Consider the following 17,379-nt stretch of genomic DNA (forward strand, 5'->3'; position numbering starts at 1 on the left):
CTACAGCGCCAGGCGATGGGCCTGCAGCGCCAGCAGCCCGTCGAAGATCAGCGAGTCGATCAACTCGTGCGGGATGTCCAGCGCCGGCGAGACCTTCCAGCCCGCGCCACCGGTCATCAAGGTGACCGGCTCCTGCCCGCAGCGCTTGACGATGTGGCGGTGCATGCGCTCGATGGCGCCGGTGATCGCGTAGTTGCCGCCGCTGGTGAGCGCATCCGAGGTGTTGGTGGGGAACTCGCGCACCTCGCCGGTCGGCACGCGCAGGCCGGCGGTGCCACCTTCCAGCGAGCGCAGCATGATCCCGTGCCCGGGCAGGATCAGCCCGCCCAGGAATCGACCGTCGGCGTCGAGCGCATCCACGGTCACCGCGGTGCCCACCATCACCACCAGCGCCGGTCGCGGCGTCTGCCCGCGCATGCGCGCCAGCACGTGATGCCGCGCGCCGATCAGCGCGACGAACCGGTCCGCGCCCAGGCGCCCCGGGTGCTCGTAGCCGTTGATCACGCCGCCCGCCTGCGCCGACGACGCCACCCAGCGCGGTTCGATGTCCCACAGCTCCATCTGCTCCTCGACGCGGTGCCGCAGCGCGTCGCCGGCCACATTGCTGCCGAGCATGCTGCCCGGCGTCGCCGGCAGCCGGGCCCAGTCGTGCTCGGCCAGCTTCTCGATGTTCTCCAGGAACTGCGCACCGTGCGCCAGCATCGGGCTGCCCGGCTGGGGGCTCGCGTAGAGCGCCCACTTGAGGCGGGTGTTGCCGATGTCGATGGCCAGGAAGCTCATGGGCGTGGCGGGACCTTCTGTGAAGTTCTGCGGGATCGGGCGGCCGGCGCGGATCAGGGCGGCAGGTTAGCAGTGTTTGTCCTCAAGCCGGTGCCCCCTTCGGCCGATTTAGGATGGGATGCAGGTCGACTGCACCATCCCGGGGCGGCCCCCGACCCAACACAAGGCGCCAGACCGATGAAGTTCTCGATCGCCACGCGACTCTGGATCCCCGTTGCCGTCATGTCCGTCATGACGGTGGCGATGTCGCTGGGGGCTGCCTCGCGCACCCGCAGCCTGCTCGAGGTCGCGCAGGCGACCCAGGAGAAACAGCAGCAACGCTTCGAGCTGGCGCTGCGCTGGCGCGGCCTCACCGAGGCCAACGCGAGCCGCGTGCAGGCCGGGCTGGCGGCCAACGACAACGCGGTCGCCGATGCGATGAAGGGCGACATCGCCAAGACCACCGAGACGATCAATGGCATCCAGAAGCAGCTCGAGGCCCTGGCCGAGGGCGACGACGACAAAGCCGCGATGGCGCGGATCGCCGAACGGCGTCAGGCCTACATCGCCACCCGCAACGAGGCGAACAAGCTCAAGGCCGGCGGCGATGTGAACGGCGCGCACCAGGCGCTGCAGCAGAAGGTCGTGCCCGCCATCGAGCAGTACCTGGTCGCGCAGCAGGACTTCGTCACGCTGCAGCAGCAGCGCTCGGCGGCGCTGCGAGAGGCCGCGGGGGCCGAGCGCATGCGCACCGTGTGGGGCGTGGCGGCGTTGATGACGCTGATCGTGGGCCTACTGGCCCTGGCCACCGCCTACTTCGTGCGCACGATCTCGGCGCCGCTGAAGTCGCTGATGGCCGAGGCCGAACGCATCGGCGAGGGCGACCTGTTCCATGTCGACCGCGACTACAGCCAGGACGAGATCGGCGACGTGCAGCGCGCGCTGGCGGCGATGAAGAGCTCGCTGCGCAAGGTGATCCGCGAGGTGCGGGCCAGCGCCGACGGCATGCAGACGGCGAGCCAGGAGATCGCCAGCGGCAACCAGGACCTGAGCCACCGCACCGAGCAGACGGCCTCCAACCTGCAGCATGCGGCGTCCTCGCTGGCGCAGCTGACCGGCACGGTGCAGCAGAGCGCCGACAGCGCGCGCACAGCCAACCAGCTGGCCGGCAGTGCGGCCGAGGTGGCCGAGCGCGGCGGCACGGTGGTCGGCGAGGTGGTGGGCACGATGGCGCAGATCGATGCCTCGGCCAAGAAGATCAACGACATCATCGGCACCATCGACGGCATCGCCTTCCAGACCAACATCCTGGCGCTGAACGCCGCGGTGGAAGCGGCGCGCGCCGGCGAGCACGGCAAGGGTTTCGCGGTGGTGGCGTCGGAGGTCCGGGCGCTGGCGCAGCGCAGCGCGGGCGCGGCGCGCGAGATCAAGGCGCTGATCGGCGACAGCGTGGCCAAGGTCGAGGCCGGCTCGCAGCTGGTGCGCGATGCCGGTGCCACGATGACGGAGATCGTCGCCAGCGTGCAGCGGGTGTCGGACATCATCGGCGAGATCAGCGCGAGCACCGTCGAGCAGAGCCAGGGCATCGGCAATGTCAACGGCTCGGTGGCGCAGCTGGACCAGATGACGCAGCAGAACGCCGCCCTGGTCGAGGAGTCCGCCGCCGCAGCCGAGTCGCTCAGCGACCAGGCGCGCAAGCTCACGGCGCTGGTCGGGCACTTCAAGGTCAGCGACCCCAAGCCGGAGTCGGTCGACACGGTGGGCGTGACGCCGCCACCGGCTCCGACGCGGACATCGCCGCCGACGCCGAAGCCGGCAGTCGCCGCCTCGATGGCGAAGCCGACGACCACGCGGCCGGTTGCAGCCAAGCCTGCGGCCACGCGCCCCTCGCCGCCCAAGGCGCCTGCCGCCTCGGTCGCCAAGGCAAGGCCCGCCCCCGCGACGCCGTCCACGCCCAAGCAGGCGCCGCCAGCGGCTCCCGGCCCCAGCGCCACGTCCGCGCCCGGCGACGACTGGGAGACGTTCTGATCCAGCTCAACGGCCTTGGTGATCGAGGCCGTTTTCCGTCGCGGTTCGAAGAACGCCAGCGGTCATGAACGTAGGCTGACTGCCTCTTCACTCCGAGGCTGGCCGTGTCCCGTCGGACCGCCGATGAAACCTCGCGCGACGCCGCTCCAGCGTCGCCAGCGAACGCATCGGCATCCTTGACGAGACTAGTATCGCCACTCGATACTAATGATCAAGAGCTTCGCGGACAAGCGCACGGCAGCGATCTTCGATGGTCGGGAGATCAAGGGCATGGAACGCGGGCTCCAGCAGGCATGCCGTCAGAAGATGCGGGCCATCGACGCCGCCCTGTCCGTCGACACCTTGCGCTTCCCGCCCGGCAACCGACTCGAGTTGCTGAAAGGCGACCGCAAGGGGCAATGGAGCTTGCGTGTGAACCGCCAGTGGCGCATCTGCTTCCGTTGGCAGGACGGGTCGGCGCTGGACGTCGAGATCGCGGACTATCACTGACCGGCCGCCACGAAGAACGGGACGAACTCATGAGCATTCCACGCAGCAGGCTGAACCAGGTCGATTTCACGGACATCGCGACCGGGCGCCGCCTTGATCCGGTGCATCCGGGCAGCATCCTCCTGTCGGAGTTCATCGAGCCGCTCGGACTGACCCGGTATCGCGTCGCCAAGGCCATTGGCGTGCAGCAGCGACGCATCGACGAGATCTGCGCCGGGGTGCGATCGATCTCCGCCGACACCGCTGTTCGATTGGGCCTGGCCTTTGGCGTCGACCCCCGGTTCTGGCTCAACCTGCAGGCGCAATATGACATCGAGGTCATCCTGCAGACGCACGGCGACCAGCTGGTAGAGGACATCGACGCGCTGGCCGTCTGATCACGCCATGCGCGACACCCCGGCCCTTCGCCCCTGGCAGGTCTCCGCCGGCGGCATCGCCGGCCTGATCCTGAGCATCGGCCTGGCGCGCTTCGCCTACACGCCGCTGCTGCCGCTGATGCAGCAGCAGGCCGACCTGAGCGACGCGATGGGCGGCACGCTCGCGGCCGTCAACTACGCCGGCTACATGAGCGGCGCGGTGATCGCCGCGCTGATCGACGACCCGCGCTGGCGCTCGCGGCTCTACCTCTGGGGCATGGTGCTGGGCCTGCTCGCCACCGCGCTGATGCCGCTCGCGCCCAGCCTGCCGCTGTGGGCGCTGTCGCGCTACCTCGGCGGGCTCAGCGGCGCCGCCGGCATGCTGCTCGGCTCCGGCCTCGTGCTCGGCTTCCTGATGCGCGCCGGCAAGCGACCGGAACTCGGCGTCCACTTCCTCGGACTCGGCCTGGGCATCGTCGTCTCCGCCCTCGGCGCGATGGCGATGGACCGCCTCGCGCTCGACTGGGCCGGCCACTGGTGGGGCTTCGTCGTCGTCGGCCTGCCGCTGCTCGCGCTGACGGCGTGGTGGCGCCCGCCCGTGCCGCCACCCGTCGCCGCGACGAGCACCGCCGCCGCCCCCGATCCACGATGGATGCGCTGGATGATCGCCGGCTACTTCTGCGCCGGTTGGGGCTTCGTCATCAGCGCCACCTTCACCGTCGCGATCGTCGAGCGCCAACCGCTGCTGCACGGCCAGGGCCCCTGGGCCTGGCTGCTGGTGGGCCTGGCGGCCACGCCGGCCGTGTTCCTGTGGGACCGCGTCGCGCGCCGCCTCGGCGACCTCAACGCGCTGCTCGCCGCCTTCGCGCTGCAGATCGTCTCCGTCGTGCTGCCCGCGCTCTCCGGCAGCCTCGCCGCCGCGCTGATCGGCGCCCTGCTCTACGGCGCGACCTTCATCGGCCTGGTCAGCCTCACGCTCGCGCTCGTCGGCCGGCGGTCGCCCGGCAATCCGGGCAAGGCGATGGCGCGCCTCACGCTCAGCTATGGCGTCGCGCAGGTCACGGCGCCCGCGCTCGCCGGCGCGATGGCGCAGGCCAGCGGCAGCTACCTCGCCTCGCTCTGGCTGACCGCGGCGGTGCTCACCGTCGGCATGGGGATCATGGGACGCCTGCGCGCGCTGGAGCGGCGCAACCCGGCCTGACGCGCAACGGCGTCGCGGCCGCGCTCCTCTGCCCCTCGCTCAGGCCGCGCGGAACGTCGCCAGCGTCTCGCCGACACGGCCGGCATCGGCGTCGCAGCACGCACCGGTGCCCGTCAATCCGGCATCCTCGCGCCATCGCGGCGACAAGGCGACCACCTCGCCGATCACGAGCAGCGCCGGACTGGGCAAGCCCTCGCGCTCGATCGCGGCCGGCAGCTCCGCCAGCGTCGTGAAGCACTCGCGCTGCCGCGGGGTGTGCGCCGCGCTGACGATCACGGCCGGCGTGCCCGGCGACAGGCCGCCGTCCTGCAAGGCCTGAGCGATCGCCGCCGCGCGCGCCAGGCCCATGTAGACCACCAGCGTCAGCCGGCTCTTCGCCAGCGCCGCCCAATCGGGCGCGATGCCGTGCTCGCCGTTGTGCCCGGTCACGAAGGCCACGCCCGGCGTGCAGCGGCGGTCCGTGACCGGCACGCCCACCGACGCCGGCGCCGCCAGCCCGGCCGACAGGCCGTTGATCACCTCGACCTCGATGCCGGCGTCGCGCAGCGCATCGACCTCCTCGCCGCCACGACCGAACACGAACGGATCGCCGCCCTTCAGGCGCACGACACGCGCGCCCGCCCGGGCCTCGCGGATCATCAGTTCATGGATGAAGCGCTGCTCCGTCGACACGCAGCCGCCGCGCTTGCCCACGCGCAGCACCCGCGCCGTCGGTGGCAGGCAGGCGAGCACGCGCGCGTCGACCAGGTCGTCGGTCAGCACCACCTCGGCCTGCTGAAGCCGCTTCATCGCCTTGACGGTGAGCAGCTCCGGATCGCCCGGTCCCGCGCCGACGAGGGACACGCTCGGCGCGCCGGCGGACTTGCTGGCGGACGAAGTAGCGGATGAGCTGGCGTTTGAGCTGGCATCGAGGGAGGTCATGTCGCTTCCTTCACTGCATTCGAAACCGGAGACCCTGGCACGACGGTCTGCACCATGCGGCGCAGCGCCGGCAGGCAGGAGCCGCACTGCGTGCCGCAGCGCAATGCGCCTTGCAGCGCCGCCAGGCGCGCCTGCGGCGCGTCGTCGGGCAGCCGCTGCAGGCAGGCGGTGATCGCGTCCTCGCGGACATTGAAGCAATTGCAGACCTGCGGACTGACCGGCACGGCGGGCCCGTCCGCATCCGGCGCGAGCAGGCGGCGGCCGAAGGGCGCGACCGGCACGCGCTCGCTCCAAAGCGCGTCGAGCCATGCTCCCTCACTGCCTTCGCCGACGCGCAACAGCGCCTGCAGGCGCGCTTCGGCGCCATCGCCATCCAGCCGCAAGGAGCGGCTGCGGCCGCGCCGTCCGTCGGCATACCGCAGCACGCCGACGCCGTTGAGCTGCAGCACCGTCGACAAGGCCTGCACCACCGGCGCGGGTGGCGGCTCGGCAAAGGCCAGCTCCAGGCTCCAGCCCTCCAGCCCGTCCTGCGCAGGTCCGGGCAGGCAGCAGGCGTACTCGGCCTGGTCCATCAGCACCCGCAGCTGGCTGCGCAGCGCGGCGGCCTGGCCCGGCTTCACCCAGGCCGCGCCGAACACGCGCCAGGGCAGCGCCACCGCCTCCACCGAGACGGCCGCGAACTTCAGCTCGGGCTGCCGCGCATCCGGACAGAACGCCGATTGCGTCAGCGCATTGATGCCCAGCTGGCCGCGCCCGCCGAGGAACTCGCTGCCCCAGTGCATCGGCAACCAGGCCTGCTGCGGGCCGACGCCCTCGTCCGCGCGCAGCGGCACGATCAGCGGTCCGCGGCGCGACTGCACGCGCACCAGCGCGCCCGCCGTCAACCCGCGGCGCGCGATGTCCTGCGGATGCATCGACAGCGCAGGCGCCGGCTCGCCGGCGAAGAGCCGCGCGACCGTGCCGCTGCGGCTCATGCCGTGCCACTGGTCGCGCAGCCGCCCGGTGCTCAGCGCCAGCGGGAATTTCGGATCCTGCATCTCGGCCGTCGGCTTGAAGGGCTTCGCGATGAAACGCGCCCGGCCGTCGGCATGCGCGAAGCGGCGATCCTCGTAGAGCCGGGCCTGCGGGGCCTCGGCGCCGGCCGGCCATGGCCATTGGCGCGGCGCTTCTTCCAGCATCGCGTAGCTCAGCCCGCCGATGTCCAGGTCGCGTCCGCGCGTGGCTTCACGATGCTCGATCCACGGCTGCTCCGGCGTCTCCCAGTCGAAGAGACTGGGCCGCCCTGGACGCAGGACCGTCTCCATGCGCCGCGCGACGTCGCGCACGATGCGCCAGTCGGCGCGCGATTCGCCGGCGGGCGACAGCGCGGCGCGCACGCGGCTGATGCGCCGCTCGCTGTTGGTGACGGTGCCGTCCTTCTCCGCCCAGGTGGCGGCTGGCAGCACCACGTCGGCGAAGGCCGCCGTCGCCGTGCCGGAAAACGCCTCCTGCAGGATGACCAGCTCGCAGCGCTCGAGCGCCGCGCGCACCAGCGCCTGGTCGGGCATGGACTGCGCTGGATTCGTGCACGCGATCCACAGCGCCTTGACCTCGCCGCGGGCAGCAGCCTGGAACAGTTCCACCGCCGTCTTGCCCGGCTGGTCGGGCATCGCGTCGACGCCCCACAGCGCAGCCACTTCATCGCGATGCGCGGCGTTGCCTGGATCGCGGTGACCGGGCAGCAGCGTCGCCATGCCGCCGCTCTCGCGCCCGCCCATCGCGTTGGGCTGGCCGGTGAGCGAGAACGGCCCCGCCCCGGCGCGACCGACCTGGCCCGTCGCGAGGTGCAGGTTGATCAGCGCCGTGTTCTTCGCCGCGCCACTGCTGCTCTGGTTCAGGCCCATGCAGTACAGCGACAGCGTCGACGGCGACTGCGCGAACCACTGCGCCGCCTGCAGGATCTGCGCTTCCTTGAGGCCGGTGAGCCGCGCCGATTCGCTCGGCGTCATCGTGCGCACCAGCGCCTTCAGTTCCGCGAAGCCGGCGGTGTGCCGCTCGATGAAGTCCGCGTCGATCCAGCCCTCCCAGATCGCCGCGTGCAGCATGCCGTGGAACAGCGCGATGTCGCTGCCCGGCTTGATCGCGAGGTGCAGATCGGCGAACTCGGCCGTCTCGGTGCGGCGCGGGTCCACCACGATGATCTTCATCTGCGGCCGCGCCGCGCGGGCGGCCTCGATGCGGCGGAACAGGATGGGATGCGCCCATGCGGTGTTGGAGCCGGCGATGAACAGGCAGTCGGCCCGTTCCAGGTCCTCGTAGCAGGTGGGCGGCGCGTCGGCGCCCAGCGACTGCTTGTAGCCGACCACCGCCGAGCTCATGCACAGCCGCGAGTTGCTGTCGATGTTGTTGGTGCCGACCAGGCCGCGCGCCAGCTTGTTGAACGCGTGGTAGTCCTCGGTCAGCAGCTGGCCCGAGATGTAGAAGCCGATCGCATCCGGCCCATGCTCGGCGCGGATCGCCAGCAGCTGCTCGGCGATGCGGCGCGTGGTCGTGTCCCAGTCCTGCGGTTCGAGCGCATCGTCGCGCGTGGGCCGCCAGGCCGGCTGCAGCAGGCGCTGCTGCTGGCGCACCAGCGGCGTCGCGGTCAGGTGCAGCGTCGAGCCCTTGGTGCACAGCCGGCCGAAGTTGGCCGGGTGGTCGGGATCACCGCGCACGCCGACGACGCGCGTGGCATCGCCCTCGCCCGCCGTGTCGATCAGCACGCCGCAGCCGACCCCGCAGTACGGGCAGGTTGAGCGCGTGCTGCGCACGCCCTCGGCCGGCGCGTCCGTGGACGCGGCGGGCTCGCGATCCTGGGGCACCCGGGCGTTCATCGGCCGGTGCCGTTCAGCAGGCCACGCGGGTGCAGGGACCGGCCATGACCGGCGGCAGGTCGATGCCCACCGTGTCCAGTTCCTGCCGGTCCAGCAGCACGACGCCGTCCTCGACCTTGACCTGGAACACCGGCGTGCGACCTTCATCCGGCTCGCGCGCGCAGCCGTTCTCCAGCGCGATGGTCCAGTTGTGCAGCGGGCAGGCGACGGCGTTGCCGAAGACGATGCCCTGGCTCAGCGGCCCGGCCTTGTGGGGGCAGCGATCGAGCAGCGCGTGGATGCGGTCGTCGGCGGTGCGGAACAGCGCCACCTGCGGGCCCTTGGCGCGGGCGACGCGGCGCGAGCCCAGCACGGGAATGTCGGTGACGGCGCACACGGAGATCCAGTCGGTCATGGCGGGGCCTCTTGATCAGAAGGGGCCGCGCAGCGGCGCGGCGGGAACGGGTTTGGCGCCGGCACCGGCGGACCCGGCGGACGCCGCGCCGGCCGGGACGGCGACGCTGGCCACCGGCTCGAACTGGCGCACGTCGACCTGGGCCTTGGCGAACTCGAACCACGGATCGGGCTCGCCATCGAGCGCGTACTGCAGCTCGGCCCACAGCGCCTTGCGGCCCTCGTGGTCCTCGAGGATGCGCTGCTTCACATGGTCCAGGCCGACGCGGCTGACGTAGTGCACGGTGCGCTCGAGGTACCAGCCCTCCTTGCGGTAGAGCTGCATGAAGGCGCCGGTGTACTCCATCACCTCCTCGGCGGTCTTGAGCTTGACCAGGAAGTGCGCGACCTCGGTCTTGATGCCGCCGTTGCCGGCGACGTACATCTCCCAGCCGGAGTCCACGCCGATGATGCCGACGTCCTTGATGCCGGCCTCGGCGCAGTTGCGCGGGCAGCCGCTGACGGCGAACTTGACCTTGTGCGGCGCGTACATGCGCCACATCGCGCGCTCCAGGTCCTTGCCCATCTGCGTGCTGTCCTGCGTGCCCATGCGGCACCACTCGGAGCCGACGCAGGTCTTCACCGTGCGCAGCGCCTTGGCGTAGGCGTGACCGCTCGGCATGCCGATGTCCTTCCAGACGTCGACCAGATCCTCCTTGCGCACGCCCAGCAGGTCGATGCGCTGGCCGCCGGTCACCTTGACGGTGGGGATCTTGTATTTGTCGACGGCGTCGGCGATGCGGCGCAGCTCGTCGGCGCTTGTCTCCCCGCCCCACATGCGCGGGATCACCGAGTAGGTGCCGTCCTTCTGGATGTTGGCGTGGCTGCGCTCGTTGATGAAGCGCGATTGCGGATCGTCCACGGCCTCCTTGGGCCAGGACGAGATCAGGTAATAGTTCAGCGCCGGACGGCAGGTCGAGCAGCCGTTGGGCGTCTTCCAGTTCAGGCGGTCGTAGACCTCGTCCAGCTTGACCAGGTGCTCCTTGAAGATGGCGTCGCGCACCTCCTGGTGGCTCAGCTCGGTGCATCCGCACACGGCCTTCTTCTTCGGCGTGGCCGAGTAGTCGCCGCCCGCGGTGAACATCAGCAGCTGCTCGACCAGCCCGGTGCAGGAGCCGCAGCTCGCGCTGGCCTTGGTGTGCTTACGCACCTCCTCCAGCGTGAACAGGCCCTTCTCCTTGATCGCCTTGCACACGGCGCCCTTGGTCACGCCGTTGCAGCCGCAGACCTCGTCGCTGTCGGCCATCGCGGCGGCCTTGTTGTGGCCCTGGTGGCCGACGTCGCCGATGTTGCTCTCGCCGAACATCAGCTTGTCCCGGATGTCGCCGATCTTGCGGCCCTCGCGCAGCAGCTTGAAGTACCAGCTGCCATCGACGGTGTCGCCATACAGGCAGGCGCCGACCAGCTGGTCGTTCTTGATCACGAGCTTCTTGTAGACGCCGGCGAAGGGATCGCTCATCACGATCTCCTCGGTGCCCTCGCCGCCCATGAAGTCGCCGGCCGAGAACAGGTCGATGCCGGTCACCTTCAGCTTGGTGCTGGTCTGGCTGCCCAGGTAGCGGCCGATGCCGAACTGCGCCAGGTGGTTCGCGCAGACCTTGCCCTGCTCGAACAGCGGCGCCACCAGGCCGTAGGCGATGCCGCGGTGCGCGGCGCACTCGCCGACGGCGTAGATGCGGGGATCGGTCACCGTCTGCAGCGTGTCGGTGACGACGATGCCGCGATGGCAGTGCAGGCCGGCGCTTTCGGCCAGCGCGGTGTTGGGGCGGATGCCAGCGGCCATCACGACGAGGTCGGCGGGGATCTCCTCGCCATCCTTGAAGCGGACGGCCCGGACCCGGCGGCGAGCCGGGGCCTCCCCATCCAGGCGGCCGTCCTCCTCGCCGATCAGCGCCTCGGTCTGCGCGCCCATGCGGAAGCGCAGACCGCGCTCCTGCAGCGACTTGCGCAGCAGGTCGCCGGCCTGGTCGTCGAGCTGGCGCTCCATCAGCCAGTCGCCGATGTGCACGACGGTGACCTGCATGCCGCGCAGCATCAGGCCGTTGGCCGCTTCCAGGCCCAGCAGGCCGCCGCCGATGACGACGGCGTGCTGGTACCGGGTCGCCGCCTCGATCATCGTGTTGGTGTCGGTGATGTCGCGGTAGCCGATCACGCCGTCCAGGTCCTTGCCGGGCACCGGCAGGATGAAGGGGTTGGAGCCGGTGGCGATCAGCAGCCGGTCGTAGTCGGCCTCGGTGCCGTCGGCCGCGATCACCTTGCGCGTGATGCGATCGATCTGCGTGACCGTCTTGCCCAGGTGCAGCGTGATGCCGTTCTCCTCGTACCAGGAGAGCGGGTTCAGGATGATCTCGTCCAGCGTCTGCTCGCCGGCGAGCACCGGGCTGAGCAGGATGCGGTTGTAGTTCGGATGCGACTCGGCGCCGAACACGGTGATGTCGTACAGGTCGGGCGAGATCTTGAGCAGTTCCTCAAGCGTGCGCACGCCCGCCATGCCGTTGCCCACCATCACCAGCTTCATCTTTTTCATGCGGCACACTCCAAACGGATTCGGGCGATGACGGCAGAATCGCCGCCACCATGAGTTTTGACATCGCCATCGGCCTGGCCAGCGACCGCGGCCCGCGGGAACGCAACGAGGACTTCGCCGCCGTGCAGCGGCCACAGGACGCGCGCGAGGCCACCAAGGGCTGGATCGCGGCGCTGGCCGACGGCGTCTCCGGACAGCCCGGCCAACCTGGCGAGGGCGGTGGCCGCATGGCGGCGCAGACCACCGTCGGCGCGCTGGTGCGCGACTACCACGCCACGCCGCGCCACTGGGACACCACCGTCGCGCTGGACCGGCTGATCGCCGCGCAGAACGGCTGGCTGGCCCATCACAACCGGCGCGGCGAGCGCTCGGCGCTGACGACGCTCAGCGCCGTCGTGCTGCAGGGCGGCGGCTACACGGTGGCCCATGTCGGCGACAGCCGCGTCTGGCTGATCCGCGAGGGCCAGGCCACGCAGCTGACGCAGGACCACGCCATCGACCAGAGCGACTTCGCCCGGCTGACGCGCGCGATCGGCCTCGATGACACGGTGCGCGTCGACTACGCGCAAGGCGACCTGCGCGCCGGCGACCGGCTGCTGCTCACCAGCGACGGCGTGCACGGCCCGCTGCGCGCGAGCCAGCTCGCCGAACTGGCGATGGGCGAGGACGCCCAGGCCGCGGCCGAGGCGCTGGTCCGCGCCGCGCTCGAGGCGGGCGGACGCGACAACGCCACCGCGCTGCTGGTGCTGGTGCGCGCGCCGGGCACCGCCGATTACGACGACCTGCTGCGCGGCGCGCAGCGCCTGCCCGTCCCGCCGCGCTTGAAGGCGGGTGATCTGCTCGACGGCCTGCGCATCACCGCGCTGGTGGCCGACAACGGCGTGCACCGGCTCTTCCGCGCCCGCCGCGACGAGGACCTTGGCGACCTGCGCCCGCTCGCCTTGAAGACGCTCGCCGAGGCCCGCGGCGACGACCCACAGGAGCGCGCCATGCTCGCGCACGAGGGCTGGGTGACGCGCCGCGTCGGCGACCACCCCGGATTGGTGCGCGGCCACGAGACGCCGGATGCCAGCGCGCTGTACCTGCTCGCCGACTGGCATGACGGCCGCACGCTCGAAGACCTGATGGCCGAGGGCCGACCGGCGCTGGCCGACTTCCTCGCCGCGGCCGGCGAGATCGCCGCCGCGCTGGGCCGGCTGCATCGCGCCGGCATCGTGCATCGCGACATCAAGCCCGGCAACCTGCACCTGGGCGACGACGGCCGCTGGCGCGTGCTGGACCTGGGCGTGGCGCTCTCCGGCCACGAACCCGAGGCGCTGCGCGACCTGCATGCCGGCACGCCCAGCTACATCAATCCCGAGCAATGGGACGATCCGCCGGCGCCCGCGGACGCCGGCAGCGATCTCTTCGCGCTGGGCGTCACGCTGTACCAGTGGCTCACCGGCCGGCTGCCCTACGGCGAGATCGAGCCCTACCAGCGCGGCCGCTACCGGCATGACCCGCGTCCACCCTCGCGGCTGCGGCCCGATGTGCCGATCTGGCTCGACCGCCTGCTGCTGAAGGCCGTGCATCGCGAGGCCGCGGCCCGCTTCGAGACCGCCGACGAGTTGCTGCTGGCGCTGGAGCGCGGCGCCTCGCGCCCGCTGCCCGCCGCCGGCGGCAGCGCGCTCGCGCGTCGCAATCCGCTCGCGGCCTGGCAGCTCGCCTTCGGCCTGTCGGCGCTGCTCAACCTGCTGCTGCTGGTCTGGCTGCTGTTCCTGCCGCGCTGAACGCGGCCGGGCCGCGTCAACGCGCTTCATAGGCCCTCCCGTGGGACGGCGCCGAGGCGGCGCTGCTCGCCGTGCCCGCGGCGGGCATGCGGGCGCGGCCGCCGCGCTCGGCCCAGGTGCGGGTCCAGCGGATCTGCATCACGCGCATCACGCCCAGCATCAGCAGCGACAGCACCGCGAAGATCGCGAAGCCCCAGAAGTAGGTGCCGGCGTATTGCTTGGACAGGCCCATCAGGTTGGGCACCAGACCGCCGCCCAGCGCGCCGACCTCGCCGATCATCGAGCCCGCCACCGCCGTGGCCGCGGGCCAGCGCAGCGGCACCAGCTGGAACAGCGCGCCGTTGCCGGCGCCCAGCGCGGCGAAGCACGCGATCAGCAGCAGCGTCGTGGCCACCAGCGATCCGCCGGCCAGGCCCACCAGCAGCAGCGTGACCGTCACCGCGACCAGCACCACGGTCAGCGTGTTGACGCCGCCCCAGCGGTCGGAGATCCAGCCGCCCATCACGCGCACCGCGGCGCCCATGAACGCCGCCAGCATCGTCAGCTGGCCGGCCTGCACCTTGGAGACACCGAACTGGTCGTAGTAGTAGGTTGGCAGGAAGGTGATGAGCCCGATGAAGCCGCCGAAGGTGACCGCATAGATCAGGCTGAAGGCCCAGCCGTCCTTCTCGAACAGGCAGGCCATGTGGCTGCGCAGGCCGGCGTGGCTGTCGACGTCGGGCGGCTCCTTGGCGAAGACGATCATCACGATCATCGGCACCAGGATCGCGGCCCCGGCGACCGCGTAGACCGTCTGCCAGCCCAGCCACTGCGCCAGCGGCGGCGCGACCAGCACCGACACCGCGGTGCCGACGTTGCCCGCGCCCACCAGGCCCATCGCCAGGCCCTTGTACTTGGGCGGGTACCAGCCCGAGCCCAGCGACAGCGCGACGCCGAAGCTCGCGCCGGCGATGCCCAGCAGCACGCCCATGGCGAGCAGGTCGTCGTAGCCCTTGACCATGAAGAAGCCGTAGCCCATGGCGACGGCGATCAGCGCCATCTCGACCAGCGTCGCGTTCTTGCGGCCGATGTATTGCGACAGCACGCCCAGCGGGAAGCGCATCAGCGCGCCGGCCATGATGGGGATCGACAGCATCAGGCCCTTCTGCGCGGCGGTCAGCTGGTAGGCCTCGCTGATGAAGGGCGCGAGCGCGCCGTTCAGCACCCAGATGCAGCACGAGAACGCGAAGTACAGGAACGCCGCACCGAGGGTCGGGGCGTGACCGGAGCGCAGGAAGGTGCGGAACGCTGCCATGGCGGGAAGGCTCTGGGTGGCTGGAACGAAAAAAGGCCGCGTCGAGCACCGGGCTCGGCGTGGCCTTCTGACGGATGGGGCATCGGGTCGCTCGGCGGCCCGCTGCGAAGACCGCGGGGCCGGAACCCCGCGCGGGTGCGGCGCGTCATTGCGCCACGACCTCCCCTTCGCAAGTCGCGTGCCAGTTTGCTGCACCGCACCCAGGCCGCCCGCCGCCGGCGCGAAGGGCTTATGCTGCGACGCGCCGAGGACCACCCCGGTTCCCGGCGCCCCGACGAGGCGGCCGACGCCGCCTTTCTCCTCTGTCGCGCCCCGCCTGCCGCCCATGTCCGCGTCCCTGCCCGCGCCCGCCTCACGCCCCCTCGATGACGCCGCCGCCCACGGCGATGCCCTGCCCCGCCGCGTGCTGCTGCTGGGCGGCGAACGCGTTCCGTCCGACCTGCTGGACCCGCCGCCGCACTGGATCGTGGCGTCCGTGCACCAGCCCGGACGCGACAGCTTGGTGCGTGCCGCACAAGAACAGGCCGTCGAGGCCTTCGTGCTGCTGGCCGAAGCCGACCAGGTCGACGGCTGGCTCAATGCGATCGAGGCCGCTGGCGAGGCCTTCCGGAGGTCGCCCGCGGTCGATGCGCCGGGCGCGCTGCCCGGCCTGGCCGTCGTGCCTGACGCGCCGGCGCTGCCGCCGCCCGTCCAGCAGCGCGCGCTGGCGCTGGGCGTGCAGCTCATCCTGGAGGCGATGCTTCCCGCCGAGGCGCTGCGCCGCCAGCTGCGCTGGGCCGTCTGGCAGGCCGGCCGCTTCGCGGCGGTGCGGGCGCAGCTCGACGACCGCAAGTGGACCGAGCGCGCCAAGGGCCTGCTGATGTCGGCGCGCGACCTGGACGAGGACAGCGCCTTCCGCCTGCTGCGCGAAACCGCCATGCATGCGCACCTGCGACTGGGCGAGGTGGCGCGCTCGGTGGTGCAGTCGGCGCAGCTGGCCGAAGCGGTCAACCTCGCCGGACAGCAGCGCATGCTCAGCCAGCGGCTGGTCAAGCTGATGGCGCAGCGGGCGGCCGGCATCGAGGCCAAGCGGGCGAAGACGCTGCAGGACGAGTCCTGCGCGCGCGTGGCGAGCAACCTGTCGCGGTTGCCGGCGCTGTTGCCTGCGTTGTTGCCGCCGATGTCGCCCGCGCCGACCGCCGCGATGTCGCCGTCGACGTCGTCCGCGCCGGGGCCTTCGTCCTCCGCCGCGCCGGAGTCGGTCTCATCGCGGGCCGCGCTGCAGGTCGATCCGGTCATCGACGCCTGGCGGCGCCTGGAGCCGCTGCTCGCCGGCAAGCCGACGGCCGAGGCCCTGCTCGCCGCCGACGCGGCCGCCGAGGACCTTCGCGCGCACTCCGATGCGCTCGCCTCGGCCATCGCGGCCTGCGGCGGCGGCAAGCCGCTGCATGTCGTCAATTTGTGCGGTCGCCAGCGGATGCTCAGCCAGCAGCTGGCGAAGGAAGCGCTGCTGGCGGACCTGCTGCCCAGCCGGAATCCGGCGGTGCTGCTCGACAGCCTGGATCGTTTTGCCGCCGGGCTGGCGGAGCTGGAGAGCTCGCCGCTGTCGAGCGACGCGATCCGGGCGCTGCTGGCGGAGGTCGGCGCCGAGTGGCTGCGGCTGATGCGCAGCCTGCGTGACGCCCATGGCCGCGAAGCGGCAGCGGGACTGGCCCGCAGCAGCGAGATCCTGCTCGACCGGCTGGATCTGCTCACGGCGCATTACCAGCAGAGCTTGCAGATCATCCTCGGCTGAATGCCCCTCACCCCTGCCCTCTCCCGCAAGCGGGAGAGGGAGCAAGAAGAGCGAGCACTGCCGGGACTCCCTCGCCCGCAAGCGGAGGGGGCAAGAAGAGCGAGCGCGGCCGGTATTACTCCCTCTCCCGCTTGCGGGAGAGGGCTGGGGTGAGGGTCTTCAAGCCGCCCGGGCCTCCGTATGGCGATGCCGTGTGTAGAGGAAGTCGATCACCGCCTTGCGCGCATGCACGTAGACCGGATCCTCCGCCAGCGCGACGCGGTCCCGCGGCCGCGCCAAGCGCACCGGCAGCACCTCGCCGATCGTCGCCGCGGGCCCGTTGGTCATCATCACGATGCGATCCGACAGCAGCACCGCCTCGTCGACATCGTGCGTGACCATCACCACGGTGCTCCGCGTCGCGGCGACGATCTTCAGCAGCTCATCCTGCAGATGCGCCCGCGTCAGCGCATCCAGTGCGCCGAAGGGCTCGTCCATCAGCAGCACCTTGGGCTCCATCGCCAGCGCCCGCGCGATGCCCACCCGCTGCTTCATCCCGCCCGAGATCTCATGCGGCCGCTTGAACATCGCATGCCCCATGCCGACCAGGTTCAGCGCCTCCTCCGTCCGCGCCATCAGTCGCGGCCGCGGTTCCCGGCCGCCGAAGACGGACTCGACCGCCAGCAGCACGTTGTCGAAGCAGGTCAACCACGGCAGCAGCGAATGGTTCTGGAACACGACCGCCCGCTCCGGCCCCGGACCGGCGATCTCGCGGCCGTCGCAGAGCAGGCCGCCGCCGGTGGGCCGCAGCAGGCCGGCGATCAGGTTCAGCAGCGTCGACTTGCCGCAGCCCGAATGGCCGATCAGCGTCACGAACTCGCCCTGGGCAATGTCCAGGTCAATGTCGCGCAGCGCGTGGAAGCGTCCCTGGCGGGTCGAGAACACCATGTCGGCCCGCTGCACGCGGATGAAGGGAGTGCTCATCAGGATCTCCTGGT

At 71.4% G+C, this 17,379-nt stretch carries 13 protein-coding genes; 6 read left to right on the forward strand and 7 right to left on the reverse strand.

The genetic code is table 11. The annotated features are described in order from the left end of the window. Nucleotides 1-780 carry a type III pantothenate kinase gene (locus ACTJKJ_RS06540; RefSeq protein ID WP_297385125.1) on the reverse strand — a complete coding sequence of 260 codons (780 nt, stop codon included), beginning with the start codon at nt 778-780 and terminating at the stop codon, nt 1-3. Between the two features lie 177 nt (nt 781-957). Here ACTJKJ_RS06540 and ACTJKJ_RS06545 point away from each other — a divergent pair, with 177 nt between their 5' ends. The 4 genes from ACTJKJ_RS06545 (at nt 958) to ACTJKJ_RS06560 (ending at nt 4,833) form a co-directional block, all read left to right on the forward strand. Beyond that, nucleotides 958-2,787 carry a methyl-accepting chemotaxis protein gene (locus tag ACTJKJ_RS06545; RefSeq protein WP_440819940.1) on the forward strand — a complete coding sequence of 610 codons (1,830 nt, stop codon included), beginning with the start codon at nt 958-960 and terminating at the stop codon, nt 2,785-2,787. Nucleotides 2,788-2,994: 207 nt separating this feature from the next. Continuing rightward, nucleotides 2,995-3,276 carry a type II toxin-antitoxin system RelE/ParE family toxin gene (locus ACTJKJ_RS06550; protein ID WP_440819941.1) on the forward strand — a complete coding sequence of 94 codons (282 nt, stop codon included), beginning with the start codon at nt 2,995-2,997 and terminating at the stop codon, nt 3,274-3,276. Nucleotides 3,277-3,305: 29 nt separating this feature from the next. Next, nucleotides 3,306-3,653, forward strand: a complete 348-nt coding sequence (locus ACTJKJ_RS06555) for a HigA family addiction module antitoxin (protein WP_297385119.1) — start codon at nt 3,306-3,308, stop codon at nt 3,651-3,653. Nucleotides 3,654-3,660: 7 nt separating this feature from the next. Continuing rightward, nucleotides 3,661-4,833 carry a YbfB/YjiJ family MFS transporter gene (locus tag ACTJKJ_RS06560; protein ID WP_440819942.1) on the forward strand — a complete coding sequence of 391 codons (1,173 nt, stop codon included), beginning with the start codon at nt 3,661-3,663 and terminating at the stop codon, nt 4,831-4,833. A 39-nt stretch (nt 4,834-4,872) separates the two neighbouring features. Here ACTJKJ_RS06560 and cobA read toward each other — a convergent pair whose 3' ends face one another. The 4 genes from cobA to nirB all read right to left on the reverse strand — a co-directional run bounded on the left by cobA (nt 4,873) and on the right by nirB (nt 11,565). Next, on the reverse strand, nt 4,873-5,754 hold the full coding sequence (gene cobA, locus ACTJKJ_RS06565; protein ID WP_440819943.1) for a uroporphyrinogen-III C-methyltransferase: 882 nt from the start codon (nt 5,752-5,754) through the stop codon (nt 4,873-4,875). Continuing rightward, on the reverse strand, nt 5,751-8,543 hold the full coding sequence (locus ACTJKJ_RS06570; protein ID WP_440819974.1) for a nitrate reductase: 2,793 nt from the start codon (nt 8,541-8,543) through the stop codon (nt 5,751-5,753). The genes cobA and ACTJKJ_RS06570 overlap by 4 nt, the downstream gene beginning before the upstream one ends. A gap of 76 nt (nt 8,544-8,619) precedes the next feature. Then, entirely contained in the window at nt 8,620-9,000 is a 381-nt protein-coding gene (nirD, locus tag ACTJKJ_RS06575) for a nitrite reductase small subunit NirD (protein ID WP_091719853.1), read from the reverse strand. A gap of 15 nt (nt 9,001-9,015) precedes the next feature. Next, nucleotides 9,016-11,565, reverse strand: coding sequence for a nitrite reductase large subunit NirB (gene nirB, locus ACTJKJ_RS06580; RefSeq protein WP_440819944.1), 2,550 nt, complete (start codon nt 11,563-11,565; stop codon nt 9,016-9,018). 50 nt (nt 11,566-11,615) lie between these two features. Between nirB and ACTJKJ_RS06585 the strand changes: the two genes are divergently transcribed. Beyond that, nucleotides 11,616-13,334 carry a bifunctional protein-serine/threonine kinase/phosphatase gene (locus ACTJKJ_RS06585; RefSeq protein WP_440819945.1) on the forward strand — a complete coding sequence of 573 codons (1,719 nt, stop codon included), beginning with the start codon at nt 11,616-11,618 and terminating at the stop codon, nt 13,332-13,334. Between the two features lie 16 nt (nt 13,335-13,350). Here ACTJKJ_RS06585 and ACTJKJ_RS06590 read toward each other — a convergent pair whose 3' ends face one another. Further along, the gene (locus tag ACTJKJ_RS06590; protein ID WP_297385106.1) at nt 13,351-14,628 is read right to left on the reverse strand and encodes an MFS transporter; all 1,278 of its coding nucleotides are present in this window, start codon (nt 14,626-14,628) and stop codon (nt 13,351-13,353) included. Between the two features lie 325 nt (nt 14,629-14,953). On the opposite strand from ACTJKJ_RS06590, the gene ACTJKJ_RS06595 reads away from it, so the two are divergent. Beyond that, complete coding sequence (locus ACTJKJ_RS06595) at nt 14,954-16,402, forward strand: type IV pili methyl-accepting chemotaxis transducer N-terminal domain-containing protein (RefSeq protein WP_297385105.1); 1,449 nt, start codon at nt 14,954-14,956, stop codon at nt 16,400-16,402. A gap of 159 nt (nt 16,403-16,561) precedes the next feature. Here the strand turns inward: ACTJKJ_RS06595 and ACTJKJ_RS06600 are convergent, their stop codons facing one another. Beyond that, complete coding sequence (locus tag ACTJKJ_RS06600; protein ID WP_297385103.1) at nt 16,562-17,365, reverse strand: ABC transporter ATP-binding protein; 804 nt, start codon at nt 17,363-17,365, stop codon at nt 16,562-16,564. Between the last annotated feature and the right edge of the window lie 14 nt (nt 17,366-17,379).

Source organism: Roseateles sp. 22389, from assembly GCF_052044995.1.
Taxonomy (GTDB): Bacteria; Pseudomonadota; Gammaproteobacteria; order Burkholderiales; family Burkholderiaceae_C; genus Roseateles.

What these genes read in the sequence shown, in the direction of transcription:
- ACTJKJ_RS06555 (WP_297385119.1), top strand. Translation starts at nt 3,306, where the DNA reads ATGAGCATTCCACGCAGCAGGCTGAACCAGGTCGATTTCACGGACATC.
- ACTJKJ_RS06585 (WP_440819945.1), top strand. Translation starts at nt 11,616, where the DNA reads ATGAGTTTTGACATCGCCATCGGCCTGGCCAGCGACCGCGGCCCGCGG.
- ACTJKJ_RS06540 (WP_297385125.1), bottom strand. Translation starts at nt 780, where the DNA reads ATGAGCTTCCTGGCCATCGACATCGGCAACACCCGCCTCAAGTGGGCG.
- ACTJKJ_RS06560 (WP_440819942.1), top strand. Translation starts at nt 3,661, where the DNA reads ATGCGCGACACCCCGGCCCTTCGCCCCTGGCAGGTCTCCGCCGGCGGC.
- ACTJKJ_RS06545 (WP_440819940.1), top strand. Translation starts at nt 958, where the DNA reads ATGAAGTTCTCGATCGCCACGCGACTCTGGATCCCCGTTGCCGTCATG.
- nirD (WP_091719853.1), bottom strand. Translation starts at nt 9,000, where the DNA reads ATGACCGACTGGATCTCCGTGTGCGCCGTCACCGACATTCCCGTGCTG.
- ACTJKJ_RS06600 (WP_297385103.1), bottom strand. Translation starts at nt 17,365, where the DNA reads ATGAGCACTCCCTTCATCCGCGTGCAGCGGGCCGACATGGTGTTCTCG.
- ACTJKJ_RS06590 (WP_297385106.1), bottom strand. Translation starts at nt 14,628, where the DNA reads ATGGCAGCGTTCCGCACCTTCCTGCGCTCCGGTCACGCCCCGACCCTC.
- ACTJKJ_RS06550 (WP_440819941.1), top strand. Translation starts at nt 2,995, where the DNA reads ATGATCAAGAGCTTCGCGGACAAGCGCACGGCAGCGATCTTCGATGGT.
- ACTJKJ_RS06595 (WP_297385105.1), top strand. Translation starts at nt 14,954, where the DNA reads ATGTCCGCGTCCCTGCCCGCGCCCGCCTCACGCCCCCTCGATGACGCC.
- cobA (WP_440819943.1), bottom strand. Translation starts at nt 5,754, where the DNA reads ATGACCTCCCTCGATGCCAGCTCAAACGCCAGCTCATCCGCTACTTCG.
- nirB (WP_440819944.1), bottom strand. Translation starts at nt 11,565, where the DNA reads ATGAAAAAGATGAAGCTGGTGATGGTGGGCAACGGCATGGCGGGCGTG.